At 54.1% G+C, this 20,338-nt stretch carries 17 protein-coding genes; 8 read left to right on the top strand and 9 right to left on the bottom strand.

Annotated elements, in window-relative coordinates:
* The first annotated feature begins 2 nt into the window (after positions 1–2).
* Both AXE65_RS13875 and AXE65_RS07450 read left to right on the top strand, forming a co-directional pair.
* A complete protein-coding gene (locus tag AXE65_RS13875) occupies positions 3–1,004 on the top strand; it encodes a hypothetical protein (protein WP_068390273.1) in 1,002 nt (333 codons plus the stop codon).
* The gene (locus tag AXE65_RS07450; RefSeq protein ID WP_239685047.1) at positions 1,001–3,028 is read left to right on the top strand and encodes a vWA domain-containing protein; all 2,028 of its coding nucleotides are present in this window, start codon (positions 1,001–1,003) and stop codon (positions 3,026–3,028) included. The genes AXE65_RS13875 and AXE65_RS07450 overlap by 4 nt, the downstream gene beginning before the upstream one ends.
* Positions 3,029–3,160: 132 nt before the next feature.
* Here the strand turns inward: AXE65_RS07450 and proX are convergent, their stop codons facing one another.
* The 5 genes from proX to vapB all read right to left on the bottom strand — a co-directional run bounded on the left by proX (position 3,161) and on the right by vapB (position 7,458).
* Complete coding sequence (gene proX / locus AXE65_RS07445) at positions 3,161–4,162, bottom strand: glycine betaine/L-proline ABC transporter substrate-binding protein ProX (RefSeq protein ID WP_068390270.1); 1,002 nt, start codon at positions 4,160–4,162, stop codon at positions 3,161–3,163.
* The gene (gene proW, locus AXE65_RS07440; protein WP_068390267.1) at positions 4,159–5,262 is read right to left on the bottom strand and encodes a glycine betaine/L-proline ABC transporter permease ProW; all 1,104 of its coding nucleotides are present in this window, start codon (positions 5,260–5,262) and stop codon (positions 4,159–4,161) included. The genes proX and proW overlap by 4 nt, the downstream gene beginning before the upstream one ends.
* 60 nt (positions 5,263–5,322) lie before the next feature.
* On the bottom strand, positions 5,323–6,570 hold the full coding sequence (proV, locus tag AXE65_RS07435; protein ID WP_068390264.1) for a glycine betaine/L-proline ABC transporter ATP-binding protein ProV: 1,248 nt from the start codon (positions 6,568–6,570) through the stop codon (positions 5,323–5,325).
* Between the two features lie 244 nt (positions 6,571–6,814).
* Positions 6,815–7,222 (bottom strand): type II toxin-antitoxin system VapC family toxin, encoded by a 408-nt coding sequence (locus AXE65_RS07430; RefSeq protein ID WP_068390261.1) that lies wholly within the window; start codon positions 7,220–7,222, stop codon positions 6,815–6,817.
* Positions 7,222–7,458 carry a type II toxin-antitoxin system VapB family antitoxin gene (vapB, locus tag AXE65_RS07425; protein WP_068390258.1) on the bottom strand — a complete coding sequence of 79 codons (237 nt, stop codon included), beginning with the start codon at positions 7,456–7,458 and terminating at the stop codon, positions 7,222–7,224. Before vapB ends, AXE65_RS07430 begins: the two co-directional genes overlap by 1 nt.
* Before the next feature lie 199 nt (positions 7,459–7,657).
* Between vapB and AXE65_RS07420 the strand changes: the two genes are divergently transcribed.
* The 4 genes from AXE65_RS07420 to AXE65_RS07405 all read left to right on the top strand — a co-directional run bounded on the left by AXE65_RS07420 (position 7,658) and on the right by AXE65_RS07405 (position 13,225).
* The gene (locus AXE65_RS07420) at positions 7,658–8,485 is read left to right on the top strand and encodes an IclR family transcriptional regulator (RefSeq protein ID WP_204376537.1); all 828 of its coding nucleotides are present in this window, start codon (positions 7,658–7,660) and stop codon (positions 8,483–8,485) included.
* A gap of 68 nt (positions 8,486–8,553) precedes the next feature.
* On the top strand, positions 8,554–9,567 hold the full coding sequence (waaF, locus tag AXE65_RS07415; RefSeq protein WP_068390251.1) for a lipopolysaccharide heptosyltransferase II: 1,014 nt from the start codon (positions 8,554–8,556) through the stop codon (positions 9,565–9,567).
* 10 nt (positions 9,568–9,577) lie between these two features.
* Positions 9,578–10,447, top strand: a complete 870-nt coding sequence (tehB, locus tag AXE65_RS07410) for an SAM-dependent methyltransferase TehB (protein ID WP_068390248.1) — start codon at positions 9,578–9,580, stop codon at positions 10,445–10,447.
* Positions 10,448–10,669: 222 nt separating this feature from the next.
* Positions 10,670–13,225 carry a PepSY domain-containing protein gene (locus tag AXE65_RS07405; protein WP_068390389.1) on the top strand — a complete coding sequence of 852 codons (2,556 nt, stop codon included), beginning with the start codon at positions 10,670–10,672 and terminating at the stop codon, positions 13,223–13,225.
* An 84-nt stretch (positions 13,226–13,309) separates the two neighbouring features.
* Here AXE65_RS07405 and AXE65_RS07400 read toward each other — a convergent pair whose 3' ends face one another.
* From AXE65_RS07400 to AXE65_RS07385, 4 genes are all read right to left on the bottom strand, one after another.
* A complete protein-coding gene (locus AXE65_RS07400; protein WP_068390246.1) occupies positions 13,310–15,028 on the bottom strand; it encodes a proline--tRNA ligase in 1,719 nt (572 codons plus the stop codon).
* A gap of 23 nt (positions 15,029–15,051) precedes the next feature.
* Complete coding sequence (locus AXE65_RS07395; protein WP_068390243.1) at positions 15,052–15,246, bottom strand: YqaE/Pmp3 family membrane protein; 195 nt, start codon at positions 15,244–15,246, stop codon at positions 15,052–15,054.
* Positions 15,247–15,313: 67 nt separating this feature from the next.
* Positions 15,314–17,116: a sodium-extruding oxaloacetate decarboxylase subunit alpha gene (oadA, locus tag AXE65_RS07390; RefSeq protein ID WP_068390241.1), complete on the bottom strand. Its 1,803-nt coding sequence runs from the start codon at positions 17,114–17,116 to the stop codon at positions 15,314–15,316.
* Positions 17,117–17,131: 15 nt separating this feature from the next.
* The gene (locus AXE65_RS07385) at positions 17,132–18,547 is read right to left on the bottom strand and encodes an acetyl-CoA carboxylase biotin carboxylase subunit (protein WP_068390238.1); all 1,416 of its coding nucleotides are present in this window, start codon (positions 18,545–18,547) and stop codon (positions 17,132–17,134) included.
* A gap of 154 nt (positions 18,548–18,701) precedes the next feature.
* Here AXE65_RS07385 and AXE65_RS07380 point away from each other — a divergent pair, with 154 nt between their 5' ends.
* Both AXE65_RS07380 and AXE65_RS07375 read left to right on the top strand, forming a co-directional pair.
* On the top strand, positions 18,702–19,712 hold the full coding sequence (locus tag AXE65_RS07380; protein WP_068390232.1) for a quinone-dependent dihydroorotate dehydrogenase: 1,011 nt from the start codon (positions 18,702–18,704) through the stop codon (positions 19,710–19,712).
* Between the two features lie 83 nt (positions 19,713–19,795).
* The coding region (locus tag AXE65_RS07375; protein ID WP_153015418.1) for an IS630 family transposase at positions 19,796–20,338 on the top strand (543 nt) is incomplete at its 3' end.

The raw sequence follows: 20,338 nt of genomic DNA, 5'->3' as shown, positions 1-20,338 counted from the left end.
GCATGCTAAAAATTGAACTGCGCCCCACCCGCGAAGGCACCCCCGGCCAAGGCGAACTGCTGATACAAGGCTGGAAGCAAGGTGCCTCTGCCTTGGAATTTGCCGTACGTAACAATCAAAACGACGGCTATTTGGATGGTGCAGGGAAGTGGGGTGCCAGCAAATACTGGAATTCACTGGCGGATGTTCGTGAAGAAGACGGCAAATTATTGGCCCAAGTGGGCGCTTGCCTGGTAGATCCGTTACTCAAAGATAGAACGATGACCTATCTGCTCTATCTGCAAAATGCAGACGGTAGCGATCAAGGCGTACTGAGCATTGACGATAGCCTGTTGTCCAGCACTGCAATCGACAAGACAAGACGAGAAAAAAGCAAGCAGGAGCAGCGACAAAAGGAAGAGCAAGAGAAAGAACAAAAGGAAGCGCAAAGGGCAGAACAAGAGGAGAAACAAGAAGAACAAGAGAAACAGCAAAAAAATAAGGAAGAGGAACAGCATCGGCCTGATGCCCCCGCTGAACCCGCAAAGCGGACTCAATCGCGCTGGCTACGCTGGCTGCTGTTGTTGCTGTTTGCCATTCTTGTCGCGGGCCTGGCCTGGTGGCTGATACCGCGCTTTATGCAAAGTCCTGCCGATATTAAAGCGGGCGGCGAAGCAGGCGCATGCAGTGCACCCGTTTTAGCTGAAAACCCGGATGACTTGGCACTGATCCAAAGCTGCCTAAAAACCAGCCCCAGCAGTGACGAAGTCCTTGCACTGATTAGCGCCGCCAAAGAAAACAAACGCTGCAATCTGGTGCAGCGGCTGTACGCCCACAAAGCGCAATCCGGCGATGCCGTTATTGCGCTCGCCTACGCCCGCGAATACGACCCGGCTAACTTTAAAGCCGGCGGTTGCATCGAAAGCGCCGACGCAGAAACCGCCAGCTACTGGTACGAACTCGCGCTGGAGCGCGACCCCAGCCAATCCGTCGCCCGCGAACGCTTGGAGGCGCTAAAAAAATGAATACTTCCCCTCGCCCGCTTGCGAAAGAAAGCCGTTTATTCCCCTCGCCCGCTTGCCGGATAGGAGAGGCAAGGAAAAAAAACCTCTTTCTTGCCCTACTGCTCAGCCTGCTCCCCTTTATAACGCTCGCCCAAGAAAAACCGCTGCTGCAACAAGGCAAACAAACGCTCTACCAGCGTGTTCTTACTACGCCGACTTGCCGTCTTTTGGATAAACCCGCCTCTAGCGGTGGTAAAGCACAGCCTGCATTTAGCCGCTTTTACGTCTACCAAAGACAAAAACAAGGGGCAGACGAATGGCTGAAAGTCGGTGCAGACAGCTACGGAAAAACCGCGGGCTGGCTGAATGCGGCCTGCACCGTCGAATGGAAAATGCAAATGACACTGGCATTAACCAACCCGGCCGGACGCGACCCGCTGCTGTTTTTTAAAGACAAAGCCACACCCATGCAGTTATTGGAGCAAGAAGACCCCAAAAAACAACTTGCGCCGATACTCGCCAATATGAAAAACAATGGGCGCGACCCCGCTGTACTTGCGCGCGAGCCGGATTACGCGGTGGATATGGCAAAAAACTTCTACCTGCTACCTGTGCTGGACGCTGAAGAAATATTTACCGAACAGGGTTTTCGCGTGCGCCTGTTAAATGTCGCCTCAGTTAGCGCCAGTGAAAATAAAGCAAAGCCCGCGAACAAAGAAAGTGAAGCACAAACCCTTAAAGGTTTTAATGCAGCGGTGGTTTTTGTCATTGATACCACCATTTCCATGAAGCCCTATATCGAGCGTACCCGTGAAGCGGTCAGGCGTATCTATCAAACGGTAGAAAAAGAAAAGCTGCAAAACCAGGTTAAATTTGGACTGGTCGCTTTTCGCTCCAATATAAAAGCCGCCCCCGGCTTGGAATACGTCAGCAAAATGATTGTTAATCCCGCCGAGGTAAAAGACGGTAAAGACTTTATTGAACGCACCAAAGCCGCCAACTTGCAACAAGCCCGTGTATCCAGCCCGTCATTTGACGAAGACAGTTACGCCGGTGTAATGCAAGCGCTGGACAATATACCCTGGAACCAATTTGGTGCGCGTTATATTGTGCTAATTACCGATGCTGGTGCGATTGACGGTGATAATTCTTTATCCTCAACCGGTCTTAATGCCGAACAAGTGCGCCTTGAAGCGCAATATCGCGGTGTTGCCATTTACGCACTGCACCTTAAAACACCCAGCGGCGCAAAAAATCATCAAAGCGCCGAAGCACAGTACCAGAACTTAACCCATAACAACTTTCTTAATAAACCACTGTATTATCCGGTCAATGCCGGAGATATCGGTGAATTTGGTAATATGCTCGACCGCCTGTCTTCTGCCATTACCGGCCAAGTAAAAGCTGCTTATCGTGGCGATATGGCCGCAGGCAGCGCATTAACGGCCGATAAAAACTACGGCAAAGAAAACCTAGCTGCGCTGGATAAAGAAACCGAGCTTTTAGGGCACGCCATGCGCCTTGCCTGGTTGGGCGAAAAAAATAGTGCCAAAGCACCGCCCGTTTTTAAAGCCTGGATTAGCGACCGTGATTTTACTCATCAGGAAAAACCCACTACCGATGTTCGTGTACTATTAACTAAAAGCCAACTCAGTGATTTGGCCGAAGTCGTCAAACAAATTGCAGAGGCCGCTAACGACGGGTTGATTTCTCCTTCTGATATGTTTGATCGGCTGCGCCAAGTTGCTGCCACAATGGGCAAAGACCCCAACCAACTGCAAGATAAAAACCTTAAATTAAAGCAAATGGGTTTAATGGCCGAATACCTTGAAGGCTTGCCCTATTTAAGCGAAGTATTAAACCTTGATGAAGATACCTGGAAAGGCATGGCCGGACTGGAACAGGAAAAATTTATCCGCAGGCTAACCACTAAACTACGCTACTACCAACGCTACAACGCCGATACCGACCGCTGGGTCTCCCTCGCCCCCGGCAGCGACCCACGAGAGCACGTCTACCCGGTACCGCTGGAAGCCTTGCCCTGAGTTTAAGTCTTAAGCCTGCAAGAAAACCTGACTATTAGCTCCAAGTCCAGTGAAGTGCTGCCAAGATAAACCAACAAAGGACTGGTAAAACCAAACAAGGCTTGATGGGTTATCAAGCCTTGTTTGTATTATTTATTTAACCGCCGCTCTGGCCTGCTCCAGCCAGCCATCAAATGTTGCTTGATGTGCACGTATCCAGGCGTTGGTGTGGCGTTCGACATCGGCGGCGGTGTTTTGGCCTTCGGCCATCAGGGCGTTTTGCGCGGTGATGTCGGCGACCGGCAGTTGCATCACTTCGGCGAGTTTGGCGACATCCGGATGCGCTTCGGCGAAGGGGCGCGATACGACGATATGTTGGGTATTCATGCTAAAGCCGTAGTTTTTGCCGTTGGCCAGGGTGGTATCTTCTCCCGCGCGGCCGCCAGGCAGGGCGGAGAAGGGCACTTCCAGCCAGACCACGTCTTGGCCGGGTTTCATAATGGAGGACGGCCACAGCGGTATCCAGGTGTAATAAAGCACCGGTTGGCCGGCTTTAAAGCGGGTGATCACGTCGGCAATCAGTACCGCGTAGCTGCCTTGGCGGTGGCTTATGTTATTGCGTAAGCCATAAGCATCTAATTGGTGTTCAATAATCGCTTCGCAGCCCCAGCCCGGGTCGCAGCCGATTAAATCGGCTTTGCCGTCGCCGTCGGTATCAAATAATTTGGCAAGCTCGGGGTCTTTGAGTTGGGCGATATTGCTAATGCCGTGTGCTTCAGCGGTTTTTTTGTCGATTAAATAACCCTGTGCCGCGGTGGAATATTGGCCGCGTTTAAAGTATTTGCTATCGCCGCCGCCGTTTTTGTAATAGTCCGAATGCAAGGGTTCCCAATGAGTGGCGAATATATCGGCATCGCCATTGGCAAGGGATACATACATTAACGGATGCGACATTTCCTGATGCGGCAGTACGTCATAACCTAATTGTTCAAGGGCTTTCATCACCAAGCGGGTTTGAAATAATTCACCGGCTTCATTGGTTTTAATCATTTGGATTTTTACACCTTGGCCGGGACGGTCGTTGGCGAAAGCGTTTATGCCGATGATTAAACTAAAAGCCAGTAGGGCGCGGGTAAATAGGGTGCAAGGTTTCATGCGAGGCTTTCTCCATTGAGTTTGTTATGCGGGGATGAAATTGGGCGAATAAGGCGAACCAGCCAGCCCAGTGGTTCGAGGTGATACCAGTGTTTGCCGCTGCGCGCCGGTTGTCCCATCGATTGGGTAATGCGGTCGAGCACAATGGCGAGCATGACAATGCCTAATCCGCCCACGGCCGCCAGACCCATATCCAGCCTGCCAATGCCGCGCAGCACCATTTGCCCCAATCCGGCCACGGAAATCATCGAGGCAATCACCACCATTGAAAGCGAGAGCATCAGCGCTTGATTGACCCCGGCCATAATCGACGGCAAGGCCAGCGGCAGTTGCACTTTGTGCAGCAATTGCCAGGGCGAGGCGCCATAGGCGAGGGAGGCTTCAATCAAATCCGGCCGAACCTGACGAATGCCCAGATTGGTTAAGCGCACCAAGGGCGGTAGGGCAAAAATAATGGTGACAATCACCCCGGGAACATTACCAGTGCCAAACAGCATCACCACCGGCACCAGATAGACAAAGGCCGGTGTGGTCTGCATGGCATCGAGCAGCGGGCGGGTGAGGCTTTGTGCGCGGTCGCTGGCGGCGAGCAAAATCCCCAGCGGCAAGCCCAAAATCAAGCAAAACACCAGTGAAGTAAAGACCAGCGCCAAGGTAATCATGGTCTCCGGCCAAATCCCCAGCAGATAGAGCATGCCGAGGGAAAACACGGCCATCACCGCCATTAAGCGCCCGGCAAATTGCCAGGCGAAAAGGGCGATAACGGCAATCATCAGCGGCCACGGCAGGGCGAGCAGCAAATCGGTAATACCGCTGAGCGTGCTGTCAATCGGCGTGCGGATGGCTTGAAAGAGCGGGCGAAAATGGGTTACTACCCAGCCCAAACCGTCGTTAATCGCCAGTTGCACCAGTTCAGGAAAAGGCAAACTGGCGGCGGCATCACTGGCGCTATCGCCGCCGCTAGAGAGCCAGTTTTGCGCGGCTTCACTGCTGCTGCCCTCAGTCATGCCCCATGGGTCTTGGCTGGTTTGGTTCGGCGCGGGCGCGGCGTTCATGCCCCACGGGTCACTTTCCGCATTGGGGTTTTGGGTCTCATTCATCAGCGTTCCTCCCTTGTATTTGTACGCTGAAGTGGGGTGGTTTAGTTATAAGCCGGCGGTTTAATCCAACAAAATGGGTTCAATTTCTTTGGGATTGGCCGCCAGCGGTGGGGTGTCTTTATCGAGAAAACGCAGTAAGCGGTTGCGGCTAATCGCGCCGACAAATTCGCCGTTTTCGCCAATCACCGGCAGCGGGCAGGGCGAGGCGACCACCGGCTCGAACAGTTCGGTGACGGGTGTATCGGCTGTTACCGGCGGCACATTTAAAAACGCCTGTTTGATGCCGATAACCTGGCCGCCGTCTTTGAGCGTTGTGCGCAGTGAATCCGGCGTGACTACGCCCAAAAAGCGCCCATCCGCAGCGACGATATAGGCGTAGTCGCGGTCGGCTTGTTCCAAAAGATGCAGCACCGCATGGCAGCCGCAGTGCTCGCCCTGTTCGGAAACAAAGGTCATGCGCTTTTTACGCGCCAAATCGCCGGCCTTAAATACCAGCGCCGCGTCCACGCCGTGGATAAAGCTCTTCACATAATCATTGGCCGGGCTGCGCAAAATCTCATCCGGCGTGCCGACTTGCACCACTTGGCCATCTTTCATAATGGCGATGCGATCGCCGATGCGCGTGGCTTCGTCCAAATCGTGCGAAATAAACACGATGGTGCGCCGCTGGATTTTTTGCAGACGCAGCAGTTCGGACTGCATCTCGCTGCGGATAATCGGATCGAGCGCAGAAAACGCCTCATCCATCAGCAAAATCGAGGGATTGGATGCCAGCGCCCGCGCCAAACCAACGCGCTGCTGCATGCCGCCGGACAGTTCATCCGGGTAACTGGCGCCCCAAGCGGCCAGACCCACTTGTTCGAGCGCGGCCTGCGCCTGTTTTTGTCGGGTTGGTTTGTCTACCCCGTCCAGTTCCAGCCCAAAGGCGGTGTTATCCAGCACATTCATATGCGGCATCAGCGCAAAGGACTGAAACACCATGGAAATATCTTTGCGCCGCAACTGGCGCAGCGCTTTTGGATTAAGGCTGCCGATGTCCTGCCCATCGACCACAATCTGCCCGCTGGTCGGCTCAATCAGCCGATTAAGCATGCGCACCAAGGTGGATTTGCCGGAACCGGACAAGCCCATGACGACAAAGGTTTCACCGGCTTCAATGGTAAAGTGCGCATCGAATACGCCGATGGATTGGCCGCTGCGTTCGAGGATTTCCTGCTTGGAAAGCCCCTGTTTGACCAACTCCAATGCACGCTTGGGGTCACCACCGAACACCTTAAATACGTGCTCGATACGGATTTGTTTAGCCACGCTGTCCGCCTCCCGTTGTTCTAAATATGGACTATGCGTTCAATTTAAGAGCAATCATAAGCCAATGTTTTGACTTGTCAAGCGTTATTGCACTTTGACGGGAAAATTCTTAAATTTTAATAAATTACTGTTAAATCAGCCGGTTATGGCTTTTTCCGGCTCAAGACTGGCCGAGGCCGATTAAAGACGCGAAAAGAGAAGTTTGCTATTGCTTAGCCGAATAGGGCAATTCACTTCATGGGCCTCAATGCACGTTTTCAGTCCAGTTTTCCAGCACAAGGCCGGAATAGGCTGAAAAATCACGGATATTGTTCGTGGCCAGAACAACATTCAGGGAAATCGCGTGTGCCGCGATCAGCTTGTCCAGATGGTCGGATTTTCTCTCCCGTGTGGCCAGACGGACTGCGCCATAGGCTCTGGCAGAGTTTTGCTCGAAAGGAGCCACTTTGATGCGGCGGGTCAAGGCAGCAAGCAGATTGGCTTCGCGCTCAGGATTGGCGCAGGCGGCCACGCCATAATCCAGTTCCGCAAAGGTGATGGCTGACATAATGATCTCGCCGACGCGGCATTGCGCAAATTTTCTGGCGACGCTCTCCGGCTGGTGCTTGAGCAGGTAAATGCACATGTTGGTATCCAGCATGTAGCGGGGCATCACAGTGCCTTCCTTGGCGACTGCTCCTGGCTGCCTCGCCCTTCCTGCATGAAATCCTCCGAAAAGCTGGCGAAGATGGACAGCACATCGCCCAAGTCGCGCCTCACGGGGCGAAGACGTAGTTCATCGCCGATACGCTCGATCTCAAGTTCCGTGTCCATGTCGGGGTAGGCAATGGCTGCGGGAATGCGCACGGCCTGGGAGTTCCCGTTTTTGAAGGCACGGGTGGTTAGCATGGTGGCTGGCCTTGATGAATGATGTACATAATGAGTGTACATCGGGCTGTATTTTGCTGGCAAGGCTGGCGGTACTTGACATCCACGCCTTGAAAAACGAGGCCTTTCGCATAACTTAAGGTAAAGTAATGCTTTTTTGAACATTATTAGTGCAATGCGAACAGACACACCAAATGGCAGGCAGGCAGGAAATTATCTCGTGAGCGATGCCCAATTGTTGGAAGAAAGCAGTGAAAAACCGGAAAAATCCGGCGAAAGTGCCGATTTAGCCAATAAATCCATTATCAAAGCGGCGGCCTTGCTCTATGAGCTGGGCAACCATCCGCAAGGTGCGAGCGTGACCGAACTGGCGCGGCATACCGGGCTTTCGCGCCCGACCGCGTTTCGGCTGCTGTTGTCGCTGGAGCAAACCAGTTTTGTCGAACGCCTCGGCACCAAATACCGTCTGGGCTGGAAGGTCGTGCATTTAGGGCGTCTCGCCGACCCCAATAGCGGCCTGGTCAACCGCATTGGCCCGCTGCTCAAAGCATTGGCCAACAAAATGCACGAAGCCATTGGCTACGGCGTGCTGTACGGGGAAACGGCGCTGGATTTGATTACCGAAGAGCTGCCCGAATCGCGCCTGTTTAACTTCTCACACGGCTTTGCTTATGTCGGGCGCGACTTCCCACTGCACGCCAGCGCAATGGGCAAATTGGTGCTGGCCGAATTGCCCGACAGCCGCGTAAAGCAACTGCTGCCGGAAACCCTGCCCAAACTCACCCGCTTTACCCTCACCTCGCGCCGCGCCCTGCTCGCCGCCCTGCAACAGGTGCGTGAGCAAGGCTACGCGGTGGTCGATGATGAACTGGAAGAAAGTCACTACGCCTTGGCCGTCGCCGTGCGTAATCCGGCCGGACGAATGATCGGCACCGTCGCCGTCACCGGCCCCGGCCAACGCATTAAACAGCGCACAGAAAACGAACTGGCCGAGCCTTTATTAAAAGCGGCAGAGGAAATCGGCGCGTTATTAACGCGGGATAATTAGGTTACAAGCCCAAGTTTTAAGTGAACATGGAGCCGTATTTAAAGCGTTAAAACACCGATGAGTTTTCGATGAATATCCTGATTATCGGCCCCAGTTGGGTAGGCGATATGGTGATGGCGCAGTGTTTGTTTACCGCTCTGCGCCAGCAATATCCAAGTTGCACTATTGATGTACTGGCACCGCAGTGGAGCTTTGCGCTACTGGAACGCATGCCACAGGTACGCAAGGCGTTGAGCTTTCCGCTGGGACATGGGCAATTTGCGCTAAGGCAAAGGCGGCAGATTGGCAAATCGCTAAAAGGCGAGTATGACCAAGCGATTGTTTTGCCCAACTCGCTTAAATCCGCTTTGGTGCCGTTTTTTGCCGGAATAAAAAAGCGCACAGGCTGGTTGGGTGAACTGCGTTATGGCCTGTTAAATGATTGGCGCAAGCTCGATAAACAGCGCTATCCGTTAATGATTGAGCGTTTTATGGCATTGGCTTATCCGCCCGATACGGCTTTAACCAAGCCTTATCCAAAGCCTCGCTTGCAAATTAACGAAGCTCATCGTAAGGCCGCATTAAATGATTTTTCACTCAATAGCCACCGCCCGATACTCGCACTTTGTCCGGGTGCGGAATTTGGCGAGGCCAAGCGCTGGCCTGCTGCGCATTACGCCAAAGTTGCCGAGGCAAAAATACGTGAAGGCTGGCAGGTATGGATTTTTGGTTCAGCCAGCGACCGGCCGGGCGGCGATACTATCTGCGAGCAATTGCCAGAAAACTTGCGCGAATTTGCCGTTAATCTCGCCGGGAGTACCACTTTGGCACAGGCGATTGATTTATTAAGTTGTGCATCTGCGGTGGTTTCCAATGATTCGGGTTTAATGCACGTAGCGGCGGCATTAAATCGGCCGCTAATTGCCGTTTATGGTTCTACCTCGCCACAATTTACTCCGCCCTTGGCCGAACAGGTGCAGATTGTGCGTCTTGATTTAGCGTGCAGCCCTTGTTTTAAGCGCACTTGCCGTTTTGCTCATTATGACTGCCTGCATAAATTGATGCCCGAACCGGTTATTGCTGGATTGAATAAAATCACTTAAGGAGAAGTTTATGCTTAATAACAAGCTGTTCGCCTATAAAAATTTACCGCATTGGTACGCGCATACTATTCCAGAAGGCTTTAAAAAACCGCATAACACACAAGCGGGCACTTGGGCGCAGCTTGGCATCAAGCAGGGTTGGTTAAAATTTGCACTTTGTGATGAGCTCGGCAATATTCAAGCAATACGACTGTTTAATGCTAATCAGCAACCGCCTTTAATTGAGCCACAGCGCTGGCACCTGATTGTTGAAACAAGTGACGATATTGAGTGCCAACTGAGTTTTTTATGCACGGCAGAGGATTACTTTAGTAAAAAATACGGCCTAACCCGCACTCATTCGGAAGTGATTGCGGCAATGGCGCATGTGCCTTTGGGAAAAGCGCTGGATATTGGCTGTGGTAGCGGGCGTAATTCGTTGTATCTGGCCTTGAAAGGTTTTCAAGTGCAAGCTATCGATAGCAATGCACAAAGCCTGCAAAGCACTTTGCAGATTAAAGAGCAGGAAGGGCTGGATAGTTTAATCCTTCGCCAGGTTGATTTAAATCAAAATCAAAGCATCAACGAGCAGTACGATTTTATTTTATCCACTGTGGTGATGATGTTTTTGCAGCGAACCACCATTGCTCCGTTAATTGTCAATATGCAGCAGGCTACGATAAGCGGCGGGCATAATCTAATAGTCGCGGCAATGGATACTGAAGATTATCCCTGCCGCGTACCTTTTCCCTTTACTTTCCGTGCGGGCGAATTGCGTGATTATTATCAAGGCTGGCAGCTTTTAACCTATAACGAAGATGTCGGTCATTTGCATAAAACAGACCAACAAGGCAAGCCTATTGCTCTGCGTTTTGCCACCTTGCTGGCACGCAAGATTTAATGCTAAGCGTACAGGAACTACTGCAAGCGCCATTTGTTTGAAATGGGAGCAGAGCCTAATGCAGTGGCTGAATGTAAATAAAATATAATCACAGAAGCGAATCGCGCACGTTCTTTTATGATAATAAATCCTATTTGATTTTTTGAAAAATCCCCTTAAAATGCCGACCGCTTCTAGGGTGGGTGTTCACCTGCTCCTTCGTGCTGGCAAGGTATCTCTTTGGTGTTTAAGAAAATTCTGTTTCAGTTGCACTGGTTTTTTGGCATCAGTGCGGGCTTGGTGCTGTCCATCATGGGCATCAGCGGGGCGCTGTATTCGTTTCAGGGCGAGATTTTACGGGCGCTTAATCCCGATACACTGGTCGTTAAGGCGCAGGGCAGAACGCTGCTGACACCGGCGCAGATGGTACAAAGGATTGAACAAGCCAGCGGCGACAAGGTCTCTGGTTTTTCCGTCGATGGCATTGAAAACCGCGCTGCGCAAGTGTTTTTTGCACCGCCCCCCGGCGAGCGTCGTGGTGCGAGTCGTTGGTTTGACCCGTACAGCGGCGAGCTGTTGGGTGAGCCGCGCGGGCAGGGATTTTTCCGCTTTGTGCTGCAACTGCACCGCTGGCTTGCGATGGGCGAAATCGGCCAGCTTGATCTTGGCCGGAGCATTACCGGTTTTAGCACGCTGGCGCTGATTTTCTTTTGTTTATCTGGCCTGTATCTGCGCTGGCCGCGTCATGCGAAAAGTATTCGCGCTTGGCTTGCCTTCGATTGGGCGAAAAAGGGCCGCAGCTTTAACTGGGATTTGCACGCCGTGGCCGGTACTTGGGTATTGCTGTTTTATCTGCTGCTCGCGTTGACCGGTTTGTATTGGTCTTATGACTGGTATCGAGACGGATTGACGCGTCTGTTGTCGGATGCGCCGGTCACTTCCCAGCCGCGCGGCGCAGGCGGCCAAGGCAATGCCAATCGCGGTGCAAAGCCTGCAAAAAGCGCCGCAGCGGTGGACTATGACGCACTCTGGCGCGGTTTGCAGCAGGCGAGTGGCGGTGCGCCGGTGCGTTGGTTTTTGCGTGGCACACAGCCTGGGCAGCCGTTTTCAGTCTCCTACCAATTGGCCGATGCGGCGCATCCACGCGCCTTTAATCAACTGCAAATCGACGCGCAGAGTGGGCAAATCCTGCGTCATGAGCGTTACGCGGACAAAAGCATCAGGTCGCAGCTTTTGGGCAGCATCTACGTACTGCATACCGGCGAATACTTTGGTCTGATGGGCCGCATTTTGGTGATGTTGGCAAGCCTGACCATGCCGCTGTTTTTTATCACCGGCTGGCTGCTTTATCTTGATCGGCGGCGTAAAAAACGCGCGGTCAAGACGGCTCGCGGCAAGGGCGTTGCCAGCAGTGACGCGGGCGCTTGGTTGATTGGTTTTGCCAGCCAAAGCGGCTTTGCCGAACAACTGGCCTGGCAGACCGCCGGGCAACTCGCAGCCGCCGATGTGCCGGTGCGCGTCAAACCGCTATCGCAACTGGATGCCCATTCGTTACGTGAAGCCGATAAAGCGTTATTTGTGGTCAGCACCTTTGGCGACGGCGAGCCACCGGACAGCGCCCGTGGTTTTGCGCGTAAATTACTGGACAGCCCACTGGGGCTGGATGGCCTTAACTATGCGCTGCTCGCCTTGGGCGACCGTCAATATGAACAGTTCTGCGGCTTTGCCCGCCGTTTGCATCAGTGGCTCGGCAAGCAAGGTGCAAGCAGCTTGTTTGACCCGGTAGAGATGGACGGCAGCGACCAAGCGGCGCTCTCGCGCTGGCAGCAGCAGGTGAGCGACTTAACCGGAGCAAGGCCACTAGCCCTGCAACAGGCCGAGTGGGAGGACTGGACGCTTATTCGGCGCGAACGGCTTAATCCGGGCAGCCAAGGTTTGCCCACTTTTATGTTGGGACTACGCAGCCGCGAACCTGCGAGTTGGCAGGCGGGCGATATTTTGCAAGTGCTGGCGCGTCATCCGCAAAAAACCGTGCAGGCCTGGCTTGACCGCTACGCACTCGATGGCAGCGCTATCGTCCTGCAAGGCGGCCAGCGCCGCCCCTTGTGCGAGGCGCTTGGCGCTGTGCAATTGCCGGAAAGTTTTGCCCACTTGGTCGGCCTGCACGCGCAGGCGCTGGTCGATGCACTGATGCCGCTCGCCGCCCGCGAGTATTCCATTGCCTCTTTGCCCAGTGATGGCGTGCTGGAACTGATCATTCGTCAAGAGCAGCGCGAAGATGGCACGCTGGGACTCGCTTCCGGTTGGTTGACCGAATATCTGGCCGAAGGCGGTAGGGTGCAGGCAAGGCTGCGCCGCAACAGCGGTTTCCACCTGCCGGACGATGAGCGCCCGCTGATCTTAATTGGCAATGGCAGCGGCCTTGCCGGTCTGCGCTCGCTGCTTAAAGCGCGGATTGTGGCGAACTGTCCGCGCAACTGGTTGCTGTTTGGCGAGCGCAACCGCGAGCATGATTTTTACTGCCGCAAGGAGCTGGAAAGCTGGCTGGAAAGTGGCGATTTGCAGCGCTTGGATTTGGCTTTTTCACGTGACCAGCAGGAAAAAATCTACGTCCAGCAACGCCTGCTGGAAGCCGCCGATACCCTGCGAGAGTGGCTGGCAAAAGGCGCGGCCATTTACGTCTGCGGCAGCCTGCAAGGCATGGCGGCTGGGGTGGATACCGTTCTTAATGAACTATTAGGCGTTGATGCGGTGCAGCAGTTAATCGAAGAAGGCAATTACCGGCGGGACGTGTATTAGTGACTTTCGCTCTCCTGCAAGCCAAGAGAGCGAAGCTTTCCCCTCTCCCACAAGTGGGCGAGGGGCGTTGAACAGTTGTACGGGTTAGGGTCGCTTAACCCGCGACTGAATAAAGCCCGGTAATTGCGTAAGCAACACTTGCTGCGTTTCCCCGCTGCGGCGCTCTTGGTATTCCACTTCACCTGTCGCCAAGCCTTTATCGCTCACCACCAAGCGGTGCGGAATGCCAATGAGCGCCATATCGGCGAATTTAACACCGGGGCTTACTTTTTTGTCGCGGTCGTCAAACAGCACTTCATAGCCGGCTTCGGTTAATTGCTGATACAGGCGGTCGGCGGCTTCACGCACGGCTTCGGTTTCATAACGCAGTGCGATCAATGCGATTTGGAACGGCGCGAGCACGTCATTCCAGATAATGCCGCGTTCGTCAAAACTCTGTTCGATAGCCGCCGCCACTACGCGTGATACGCCAATACCGTAGCAGCCGGTGGTCAAAACGCGCGGTTTGCCGTTTTCGTCCATTACCGTGCAGTTCATCGACTCGCTGTATTTAGTGCCGAGTTGAAAGATATGCCCGGCTTCAATGCCACGGCAGATTTGCAGCGTGCCGCGGCCGTCCGGGCTGGGGTCGCCGGCTTTCACATTGCGCAGGTCAGCGACCTCGGGCAGCGGCAGATCACGTTCCCAGTTAAGACCAAACCAGTGTTTGCCCTCGATATTTGCCCCGGCGGCAAAATCACTGATCAGTGCCACACTGCGGTCAATCACGCAAGGAATGCTGAGTTGGTAGGGCCCAAGCGAGCCGGGGCCTGCGCCGATCGCCGAGCGGATTTGCTCTTCCGTGGCAAACACCAGCGGGCTTGCCACTTGCGGCAGATTGGCGGCTTTGATTTCGTTGAGTTCATGGTCGCCGCGTACGATCAGCGCAATCAGCGAGCCTGCTTCAGTGCCTTGGACGATCAGCGTTTTAATGGTTTTTTCAATCGGCAGGTTAAAGCCTTCAACCAGCTGGGCAATGGTTTTCACCTCGGGCGTATCGACCAAGCGCAGCGCTTCGCTCGCTGCCGCGCGGGCGCTTTCGCGTGGCAGGCTTTCGGCTTTTTCCATATTGGCGGCGTAGTCCGAGCCGTCACTAAAGACAATGGCGTCTTCGCCGGAATCGGCGAGCACGTGGAATTCGTGCGAGCCGCTGCCGCCGATGCTGCCGTTATCGGCCAAAACCGCGCGAAATTTAAGGCCAAGGCGGGTAAATATGCGGCTGTAGGCTTGGTACATGCGCTCGTAAGTTTCTTGTAGCGAGGCTTGGTCCAAGTGGAAGGAATAAGCATCCTTCATAATAAATTCGCGCCCGCGCATCAGGCCAAAGCGCGGGCGTACTTCGTCGCGGAACTTGGTTTGGATTTGGTAGAGATTAAGCGGCAATTGTTTGTAGCTGCTGATTTCGTTGCGGATTAAATGGGTGATGACTTCTTCATGCGTGGGGCCTGCGCAAAAGTCGCGTTGATGGCGGTCTTTAAAGCGTAGTAGCTCGGGGCCGTATTCCTCCCAACGGCCCGATTCCTGCCAAAGTTCAGCCGGTTGCACGGCAGGCATTAACACTTCCAGCGCACCGGCGGCATCCATCTCCTCGCGGACAATGCGCTCAACTTTGCGCAATACCCGCAGCCCCAACGGCAGCCAGGTGTAAAGCCCGGAAGCAAGCTGGCGAATCATGCCCGAGCGCAGCATCAACTGGTGACTGACAACCACCGCATCGGACGGGGTTTCTTTTAAGGTGGCAAGTAGATAGGACGTGGTGCGCATGGAATTCACTGGCAGGGAAGGGATTAGCGTTGTTTAAGAAGACTACGCTCGATTTTTTTTTCGGTGTAGTACTGGCTGACCATCACCGCCGCCCAGATGGCGGCGGGTATCCAGCCGATAATGGTTAGTTGCAATAGCAGACAGATAATGCCGGACAGCGGGCGGCCAATGGTGAAAAAAGCCAGCCAAGGCAGCAAGATGGCAATTAACAGACGCATGGTTGGAGCTCCTTGGGGATGTTCCCCGCTTAAATCAGGCGGGGAAACATAGCTTAAGTGGCGGCTTTTAGGCAATCTCAATCAGCACTTCGCCGGGGTTGATGCGGTCGCCTTTTTTGACGTGAAGGGCTTTTACGGTACCGTCGATGGGAGCCTGGATTTCCGTTTCCATTTTCATCGCTTCGGTAATCAGAACGGCTTGGCCGGTTTTTACCGTATCGCCTTCTTTTACCAGCACATCGACCACATTGCCGGGCATATTGGTCGCGACATCACCAGGGCTTTCGGCTTGTTTGCGGCCGCTGCTTTCACCGGCAAAGCGCCCTTTGGGTTCAAATACCACCTCTTCCGGCACGCCGTCGATGGAAAGATAAAAGTGCCGCTTGCCTTCACCTTTAAGACCTACGCCGGTAATGTCCACGCGGTAGGTTTCGCCGTGTACGTCAATCACAAATTCGGTCGGCACGCCTTCGGCAGTGGTGCTGGCGGCTTGGTTGCCGTCTGGAATGGGCAGCAGCGTTTCCGCGGTCAAAGTGCCTGCTTGGCGCTCTTCCAAGAATTTGCGGCCAATATCGGGGAACATGGCGTAAGTGAGCACGTCTTCTTCGCTCTTGGCGAGTGCGCCGATTTCCCCGCGCAATCGGTCCAGTTCCGGCGGTAATAAATCGGCCGGGCGAACGTCGATAACCTCTTCATTGCCAATGGCTTTGCGGCGCAGCTCAGGGTTTACTTCGCCAAGCGCTTTGCCGTAGCGGCCTTGCAGGTAGAGTTTGACTTCGTTGGTGATGGTTTTGTAGCGCTCGCCGGCCAGTACGTTAAAAAACGCTTGGCTGCCGACAATCTGCGAAGTGGGCGTCACCAACGGCGGGTAGCCCAAATCAGCACGAACCTTGGGGATTTCTGCCAGCACTTCGTCCATGCGGTTAAGTGCGCCTTGCTCTTTAAGCTGATTGGCGAGGTTGGAAATCATCCCGCCCGGCACTTGGTTGACCTGTACGCGGGTATCCACGCCGGTAAATTCGCTCTCGAACTGGTGGTATTTTTTACGCACGGCATAAAAATACAGGCCGATTTCTTGCAGCAGTTGCAAGTTAAGGCCGGTATCAAACGGGCTGCCTGCGAGCGCGGCGACCATCGATTCAGTGCCTGGGTGACTGGTGCCCCAAGCCATGCTGGAAATCGCCGTATCAATACGGTCTGCGCCGTTTTCAATGGCTTTAAGCTGGCACAGGCTGGCGATACCGGCGGTATCGTGCGAATGAATCACCACATCCAAAGGTAGCGCAGCTTTGAGCGCGGCCACCAGTTCGCCGGTGGGATAAGGGGTAAGCAGTCCGGCCATATCTTTAATGGCAATCGAATCAATGCCCATATCGGCCATTTGTTTGGCCTGTTCGACAAAGGTTTCGATGCTGTGCAGCGGACTTGTGGTATAGCAAATGGTGCCTTGCGCGTGCTGGCCGCTGGCTTTTACCGCCTCAATCGAGGTTTTTAGGTTGCGCACGTCATTCATCGCATCAAAGATGCGAAACACTTCAATGCCGCCTGCTGCCGAACGCTCGACAAAGGCGCGTACCACGTCATCACTGTAATGGCGGTAGCCGAGCAGATTTTGTCCGCGCAGCAGCATTTGCAGCCGGGTGTTCGGCAGTGCGGCTTTAAGCTGGTGCAGGCGCTGCCACGGGTCTTCCTTTAAAAAGCGCACACAAGCGTCAAAGGTCGCGCCGCCCCAAACTTCCAGCGACCAAAAGCCGACCGCATCGAGCTTGGGGCAAATCGGCAGCATGTCTTCAAGGCGCATACGGGTGGCGAGCAGCGACTGGTGCGCGTCGCGCAAAATGGTATCGGTAACGCTGATTTTTTTACTCATCAGGGATGGTCCTCTTTATAAACCGGCGTGCGCGGCAATGGCGGTGGCAATGGCAATGGCTAAATGATTGGGGTTTCGCTTAATAGAGTATTCGGTCAGTTCCGGATGGCTTTCCACAAAGCGGGTATCGAACTGGCCGCTGCGAAAATCGGCGTTGCGCAGAATTTCCTGATAATAGGGCGCGGTAGTGCGCACGCCTTGCAGGCGCATGTCATCCAGTGCACGCAAGCCGCGGTTTAGCGCTTCTTCCCAGGTCAGCGCCCAAACAATGAGTTTTAGGCACATCGAATCGTAATAGGGCGGAATGTTGTAGCCGGTATAAATCGCCGTATCGGTACGCACGCCAGGCCCACCTGGTGCGTAGTAGCGGGTGACTTTGCCAAACGAGGGCAAAAAGTTGTTTTTCGGGTCTTCCGCATTGATACGAAACTGCAAGGCAAAGCCGCGATGGCGGATGTCCTCTTGCTTAACCGAAAGCGGCAAGCCAGACGCAATGCGGATTTGCTCGCGGACAATATCAATGCCGGTGATTTCTTCACTGATGGTGTGCTCGACCTGTACCCGCGTGTTCATCTCCATAAAGTACAGCTCGTCGCCTTGCAGCAAAAACTCCACGGTTCCGGCGTTCTGGTAACCGACGGCCTTGGCTGCGCGTACCGCCAGTTCGCCGACTTTTTCCCGCTGCGCTTCGGTGAGCTGTGGGCTGGGGGCGATTTCAATCAGTTTTTGGTTGCGCCGTTGAATGGAGCAATCGCGCTCAAACAGGTGCACGCAGTTGCCGAAGCGATCGGCCAAAATCTGCACTTCGATATGTTTGGGGCCGACGATGCACTTTTCTAAAAACACCTCTGCCGAACCAAAGGCTTTGCTCGCTTCAGAAATCACGCGCGGGAAGTTGTGCTTAAGTTCTTCAGCGTTATCACAACGACGAATACCGCGCCCACCACCGCCGCTGGTCGCTTTAAGCATCACCGGATAGCCGATACGCTTGGCATCGGCCAGCGCTTCATCCAGGTTGGCAAGATTGCCCGCACTGCCCGGCGTACAAGGGACACCTGCTGCCAACATGGCTTTTCGGGCTTCGGTTTTATCGCCCATGCGCGCGATCACTTCAGCCGATGGGCCGATAAAGGTAATGCCACGCGCGGCGCAAATCCGTGCAAGCTCGGCGTTTTCTGACAAAAAACCGTAACCTGGGTGCAGCGCATCACAGCCGGTTTCCACCGCAAGGTTGACCAATTTGCGTGGATTTAAATAACCGGAAAGCGGGTCATCGCCCAAACTGTGCGCCTCATCGGCACGCTTGACATGCAGCGCGAAGCGGTCAGCCTCCGAATGCACCGCCACCGAACGAACGCCCATTTCAGCGCAAGCTCTGGCGATACGAACCGCAATTTCTCCACGGTTGGCAATCAGGATTTTCTTGATCAAAAGGAAAACTCCTACTCATTTAGTCTGCTGATTGATGGGCGTAAACGGGGCAATAAACATTTTCCGTCAGCTGGCGGGCGATTGTAGTCGGTTAGTTGGCCGTGCTGGCAAAATCAGCGGCTATAATGCGTTCTTTTTTGTTCTGCTGTGACTTATGTACCGCTTGGCTCGTGCGTTATTGTTTCAATTGCCGCCGGAGGCGGCGCATCAGCTCGCCTTAAAACTGCTCGATAGCCGTGCTCGCTTAGGTGTTTCTGCCTCTTTGCCGCCTCTGCCGGTGCAGGTGATGGGGCTGAAATTTGCCAATCCCGTGGGTCTTGCTGCGGGCTTTGATAAAAACGGCGAGGCGATTGAAGGGTTGGCGAGCTTGGGCTTTGGTTTTATTGAAGTCGGCACCGTCACCCCGCGGGCGCAGCCGGGCAATCCCAAGCCGCGGCTGTTTCGGCTGCCCGAGGCGGGCGCGCTGATTAACCGCATGGGCTTTAACAATCAAGGGCTTGATCCACTGCTTGCGCGGGTGCGTACGGCGCGTTTTAACGGCGTACTGGGTATTAATATCGGCAAAAACTTCGATACACCCTTGGAACGTGCAGCGGATGATTATCTGTTAGCGCTTGATCGGGTGTATCTGCATGCCGGTTATGTGGCGGTTAATCTTAGCTCGCCCAATACCCCGCAGCTGCGCCGCTTGCAATTTGGTGACAGTTTAAAAGCCTTGCTCGGCGCGTTAAGCGAGCGCCGCGCCGTGTTGGCGGCGCGTTACCGCCGTTATGTGCCGATTGCCGTCAAAATTGCACCGGATATGAGCGAGAGCGATACCGCTGAAGTCGCGCAGGCGTTAATCGATAGCGGCATGGACGCGGTGATTGCTACCAATACCACGGTCTCGCGCGAAGGCGTAGAACATCTGCCGCAAAGTGCCGAGGCGGGAGGCTTGTCCGGTGCGCCACTGCGCCAGCGCAGCACGCAAATGGTCAGGCAACTGGCCAGCGTGCTGCGTGGGCGTTTGCCGATTATTGCGGCAGGTGGCATTAGCGAAGGCGCACACGCGGCGGAAAAAATAGAGGCAGGTGCCTCTTTGGTGCAACTGTACAGCGGCTTTATTTATCGAGGGCCTGCGTTAATTGAAGAATCGGTAAAAGCCATTGCGGCGCTGAAACAATAAGCCAATGGTTTGCTCGATCAGGCGGGTTATAAGATTTTACTAAATTTTCACCAAGTAAAGTCATTTTTATATATAATATAGGCATGAAATGCAAACGGCAATCCGATGGTCGTGCTCACGATCATCACACTTTACAGGTTATGCGCCAGCAAGCCGTCAAAGCTGTTCGCGAAGGGCAGTCAATTGACAGTGTGGCGGCTGCTTTTGGTGTCAATAAGAGAAGTGTTTTTCGCTGGCTGGCCGCGTTCGCTAATGGTGGTCAAACGGCATTGCTGGCCAAACCAATTCCCGGTCGTCCTTCAAAGTTGAGTGATGAGCAGATGAAATGGATCGCCGATGCCGTACGCAGCAAAACGCCCCAGCAATTTTGCTTTGAATTCGGCCTTTGGACGTTAGATCTCATTCGTCATCTCATCAAACGGAAATTTGGCATCAATCTGTCCGTAGGTGCAATGTATCGCGTGATGAAAGTTCTGGGATTCAGTGCGCAAAAGCCGAAATATCGTGCGTGGCAGCAAGATGCTGCTCTGGTGCATACATGGGAAACCGAGACATTTCCAGCCATTGTGTTGCAGGCCAAGCGCGAAGATGCCGCCGTGTACTTTGCTGACGAGTCAGGCATTCGG

It is taken from the genome of Ventosimonas gracilis (genome assembly GCF_001580025.1).
Classification (GTDB): domain Bacteria; phylum Pseudomonadota; class Gammaproteobacteria; order Pseudomonadales; family Pseudomonadaceae; genus Ventosimonas; species Ventosimonas gracilis.
This window is presented reverse-complemented; position numbering and strand designations above follow the sequence as displayed.